Below are 5,216 nucleotides of genomic sequence, written 5' to 3'. Positions count from 1 at the left end.
ATCCTTATCTGGTAAGAGACTTAATTGATTAGTTCGCTCTAGATCAAAAACAATTGACAAAAATCGCTAAATGCCTTTCTATATAAGGGTTCCATCCCTTATAACCCCCGTCCATTGCATAACACAAACCGAAGAGCCAAACTTATTTGGAAAAGCAAGATGCTCCCTTTAAGCATCTCCACGTCAGCTTAATAACTGGACTTCCCCGTTGACAAAAAGCCATAACCTGTGCTGTTTTAGACGATAACTGTAAGTGATTAATAACTACTTTCTTTAAATCGCTCTTTTTTGTTTCTTGAATTTCAATACACGCATCCTGACTAAGGCAGATTTCTTCAATAAAACCCCATTTTTCTAAAGCTCGATGAAACTCTTGTCTAAGGGAAGATATTTCTTTTTTTGAGTTAGACTTACTCATTCTCTGCTAAATAGATATGGTTGGTTAAAATTTCTCCAGATTTCTGCACAGAGTTGATAACTTCTTTAAAGTTACGAAAATAAACACCATATTGACTGGTTCCATAATCAATAATTTTATCACCCGTGAAAAAGTACACTCCCAAGTCTTCTTTAGCAATTGAAATTTCTGGATTTAAATTTTTTAATTGATTATCTTCAATAATTTTTGTGACATCAACATCATAACTTTTTAAGGTATGAAGATAAACATAATTGTTGAGAATATCGGTTAAAATCGGGCTATGGGTGGTGATCAAAACTCGATTATCATGCTCGGTGACAAATTGAACTAAAATATCCATTAAGCGAATTTGATTTTCGGGATGCAAATTAACTTCTGGTTCATCTATCATCAAAAAATTGTTTTTTTCCTTTGCCCAATATTTGAGATAAAGATACAAGATAGTCAACTGATTGACTGAAGATGAAGCTAGATACATCGGTAAATCTTTGGTTTCATCGAATTTGAAAGAAAATTGAATAGGTGCGATCGATTCTAGACTAGAAATCGTGATTTCTCCTCCCATTAATCCGATCATCTTTTCAATCAGAGAATTATAAACTGAATTAATTTCTTTCTTGGTATTGAGAGAATAAAGCGATTCAATCACTTTATTCATTGGTTCTGTATAAGACCTTTTGGGTAATTGTTCTTGAAGACGTTTGAATAATATATTTTTATTAGTATCAACATCATCATTAATATTTTCTATTAATTCTTGCAATCGACGATTATACTCACTTCTTTTATTTCTTTCTATCTCATAAATGTACTGATAAAAAACAGGGAAAAAGCTACGACTAGCGGGGATAAAAAAAGTATCTTCTGTCTGAGACAAAAGCACTCTTATTATTGACGGAATAATTACTGATTCCTTGAATGGTTTAGCTCTCTCAAAAAAGTCTCTGGGTATTTGATCAAATACTTTTTCAGGTATATTAGGTTCTTTTATATTTATTGTTAGGCTACCTTTGCCCTTGCTAATCTGTAAATACTCCAGATCATTATTTCCTGGAACACGAACCAAAAAAGTTGTTTTAAATTTCGTCTCTTTAAATTCTTGGATATCCGCTTGAAAAATTAATTTATTGGAACCAATAATCGTTTCTTTAATACTGGCATCAAGATTATAAGTATTAACAACTTCTTTTTCAATAAACTGGCTAAATTTATTGAGAATCTCATCGATTAATTCTTGATTGATCGTAATTTTTTTAATAGGTTTTTCCGAGTCAATTCCTAAAGAATCAATTTGGGTATTTTCGTAAAACTTTCTAATATTGTCATGATTAAAAATTGTCCATAAAAGCTGAGAAACTAGGGTTTTGCCACTATTATTGTAGCCAATAAAAGTGTAAAACTTCTTAGTTAAATCTATAGCTTGATTATTATTTCTAATTGATCCCAAATTCTTGATCAGTAGTTCCATATTATTTTTACCAATCACACCGAGAGAATAACTAATTTTTTAAAGGTGGACAAAATGTCCACCCTTAAAACTATTGTAAACTGCTAGTTAATTGACTTTTGGCCTTAGCTAAAGCTTCGCTTAACTTACTAGCATCCCGTCCCCCAGCTTGAGCTAAATTGGGACGACCACCACCACCACCAGCGCAGATTTTAGCGATCGCACCGATAAATTTACCCGCTTGTAAACCCCGATCTTTAATCACCTGGGGACTAAAAGCGGCCACTAAACTCACTTTATCAGCTGCGGGAGTCGAGGCCAAAACCACTGCCCCTTCCCCTAATTTTTGCTGTAGTCTTTCGGCTGCGGCCATCAAAGCATTAGCATCAATATCGCCCAAAGAAGCGACTAATAGCTTAAATTCGCCGATAGATTCGGCTTGAGATAGCAAAGCATCCGATTTATTTAGGGCTAACTCCTGTTTAATCGTTTCTAACTGCTTTTGTGTCCCCTTTAACTCTGATTGTAAGGCCGTAATGCGATCGGGAATTTCCAGAGGTTTGACCTTAAAGCGATCGCACAAGTCCCGCACCACCTGATCCCGTTCATTCAGGTATGCTAACACGGCAGGGCCGGCCACCGCTTCGATGCGACGAATTCCCGCGGCGATTCCCGTCTCGGAGATGATTTTAAATAAACCGATCTCGGCGGTATTTTTAACGTGAGTTCCCCCGCATAATTCCATAGAAACGCTAGGAATATCGATGACTCGCACTTCTGAGCCGTATTTCTCGCCAAACATGGCAATAGCTCCCTTCTGCTTCGCTTCTTCCAATCCCATCACCGCTATCTCGGTGTCATGCGCTTCGGCAATCCAAGTGTTAATCTGTTCTTCCACCTGTTGCAATTCAGCGCTAGTCAGGGGACGAGGACAGTTAAAATCAAAACGGAGGCGATCGAAATTGACGAGGGAACCTGCTTGGGAAATCCCCCCATCGACAAGCTTTTTCAGGGCCGATTGTAGCAGATGGGTGGCGGTATGATTAGCTTGGGCGCGACGACGACAGGAGCGATCGATCTGAGCATTAATTGTATCGCCAGTGGTGACAATTCCCCGCTCAATCCGACCAAAATGGATAAAAATCCCCGATTCTTTCTGCACATCCTCAACGCGGATAACCAGATTATCGCCGGTTAAATAACCCTTGTCACCGATTTGTCCACCCGATTCAGCATAAAAAGGGGTTTTATCGAGAACTACCTGCACCTCAGTGCCTGATGCGGCTGATTCCACCGTTTTACCGGCGACCAAAACTGCCGTTACTGTTGCGGTTGCTTGCAAATCCGTATAACCGAGAAATTCCGTCGGGTGAATATGTTCCGCCAGCTTATCTAAACTGCCCTGTACCGTCAAATCTATGGTTTCGTGGGCGGCTTTTGATCTTTGCTGCTGTTTTTTCATTTCCTGCTCGAAACCCGCCGTATCGACGCTTAAACCCTGCTCCTCGGCGATTTCTTGAGTGAGTTCGAGGGGGAAGCCATAGGTATCATAAAGGGTAAAGGCATCGACTCCCGAAATCTGGCTTTTTTCTTTTTCTAGAATCGATTCGAGCAGTTTCTCGCCTCTTTCTAGGGTTTCTAAAAATCTCGCTTCCTCTCGCTCTAATTCTGCCTTGATCACCGTTTCTCGTTCCCGAACATTGCCATAGACGGACTCGGAAAGAGCGATCGCAACTTCCGCCACTTTAGTGATAAATTGACCTTCAATACCGATTAAACGCCCGTGCCGTACTACTCTCCGAATCAGACGACGCAGGACGTAACCTCTGTCAGTATTCGATGCTGAGATACCATCCGCTATCATGTGTACTACCGAACGCACATGATCGCCGATGACTTTTAGGGAAACTTTCGTTTTTTCGTCTGCTTTCTGGTAGTCTATCGCTGCTAACCGGGCCGCTTCGGCGACAATCGGGAAAATTAGGTCAGTTTCGTAGTTATTGGCGACTTTTTGCAGTATTTGCGCCATCCGTTCCAAACCCATCCCCGTATCGATATTTTTATTCGCTAGGGGTGTCAGATTGCCGTCCGCGTCGCGGTTATACTGCATAAAGACGAGGTTATAAAACTCGATAAAACGGCTATCATCCTCTAAATCGATGGTTTTATCCCCTAATTCTGGGTGAAAATCGTAGTAAATTTCCGAACAGGGACCACAGGGACCCGTGGGACCCGATACCCAAAAGTTATCCTCTTCGCCCATTTTTTGGATACGATGGGCAGGAATACCGATTTTATCGCGCCAGATAGCGAAAGCTTCCTCATCCTCCCTAAAGACACTAACGACTAATCTTTCCGGGGGAAGGTTAAAAACTTCTGTGGACAATTCCCAGGCCCAGGCGATCGCTTGTTCTTTAAAATAATCACCAAAGCTAAAATTGCCCAACATCTCAAAAAAAGTATGATGTCTAGCAGTCCGGCCGACATTTTCGATATCGTTGGTGCGAATACATTTTTGGGAAGTGGTAGCGCGGGGAAATTCTGGGGTCTTTTGCCCTAAGAAAATCGGTTTAAAAGGGAGCATTCCCGCAATAGTCAGCAAAACGGTGGGGTCTTCTGGGACTAGAGAGGCACTAGGGAGAATTTTATGGTTTCTGGCCGCAAAAAAGTCTAAAAATCGCTGGCGAATCTCGCTTCCGCTTAGGTGGTTACTCATAGAAGATGTCAGTTAGTCAGAAAATGCCTATTTTATCCATTGTGGCATTTTTGCGTTTTAACTCTCCACCTTTACTCTCGCGCCGCTTGTCGGATTTGTTCTAAGTCTAAATCCAAAGCTTGAGCGATTTGTTCCACACTTAAACCCAAAGCAAGCAAACGGGGAATAGATTCCAGTTTTGCTTCCTGTCGTCCTTCCTGTCGTCCTTCCCGTTTAGTTGCTTCCTTCCATTCCTGATAGGTTTGAGATAAGGTCATAAACACCTCTCTATCCTCAGTTTCTAGGATGTTATTTATTTCCATACTAACCCGCCAACTAATTAATAATTCCAGCACATTTTCCCGGAAAGCATTACCTTGAGGTAATTCTAACAATTCTCGCACGGCTTGGTTTTGAGTTTTTCCCCGTCCCAATAATCTTAACCAAAGAGTCTCAGGAGTCACAGGCAATTGATTAATAGCAATAATTGCCGTGCGATAAAGCAAGGGAAGAAAATAGACTCCTTCTGGCCAATCTGGGTCTAATTTTGCCCCAAATCCTTCTAAAACAGTGATACCAGCGGAAGGGGATAAAATCCACAAACGAGGGGCATTGTCTTCATTGTAGCTCTGATTTTCTCGTTTAGCTTGTCT

General features: G+C 40.8%; 4 protein-coding genes. All 4 read right to left on the bottom strand.

What is annotated here, in order from left to right; translation table 11 throughout:
* Positions 1 to 142: 142 nt before the first annotated feature.
* Positions 143 to 418: a hypothetical protein gene (locus tag IM319_RS08670; protein ID WP_287735306.1), complete on the bottom strand. Its 276-nt coding sequence runs from the start codon at positions 416 to 418 to the stop codon at positions 143 to 145.
* Positions 411 to 1,889: an AAA family ATPase gene (locus tag IM319_RS08665; protein WP_287735305.1), complete on the bottom strand. Its 1,479-nt coding sequence runs from the start codon at positions 1,887 to 1,889 to the stop codon at positions 411 to 413. Before IM319_RS08665 ends, IM319_RS08670 begins: the two co-directional genes overlap by 8 nt.
* Positions 1,890 to 1,959: 70 nt before the next feature.
* A complete protein-coding gene (gene alaS / locus IM319_RS08660) occupies positions 1,960 to 4,584 on the bottom strand; it encodes an alanine--tRNA ligase (RefSeq protein WP_287735304.1) in 2,625 nt (874 codons plus the stop codon).
* A gap of 71 nt (positions 4,585 to 4,655) precedes the next feature.
* Positions 4,656 to 5,216: Rpn family recombination-promoting nuclease/putative transposase (locus IM319_RS08655; protein WP_287735303.1), on the bottom strand; the 561-nt coding region annotated here is incomplete at its 5' end.

This window comes from Microcystis sp. M113S1 (assembly GCF_020246945.1).
Classification (GTDB): domain Bacteria; phylum Cyanobacteriota; class Cyanobacteriia; order Cyanobacteriales; family Microcystaceae; genus Microcystis.
The sequence above is the reverse complement of the archived record's forward strand: the minus strand, read 5'-3'. Positions and strand labels throughout refer to the sequence as shown.

Coding starts and splice junctions, on each gene's coding strand:
- IM319_RS08670 (WP_287735306.1), bottom strand. CDS start 418: ATGAGTAAGTCTAACTCAAAAAAAGAAATATCTTCCCTTAGACAAGAG.
- IM319_RS08665 (WP_287735305.1), bottom strand. CDS start 1,889: ATGGAACTACTGATCAAGAATTTGGGATCAATTAGAAATAATAATCAA.
- alaS (WP_287735304.1), bottom strand. CDS start 4,584: ATGAGTAACCACCTAAGCGGAAGCGAGATTCGCCAGCGATTTTTAGAC.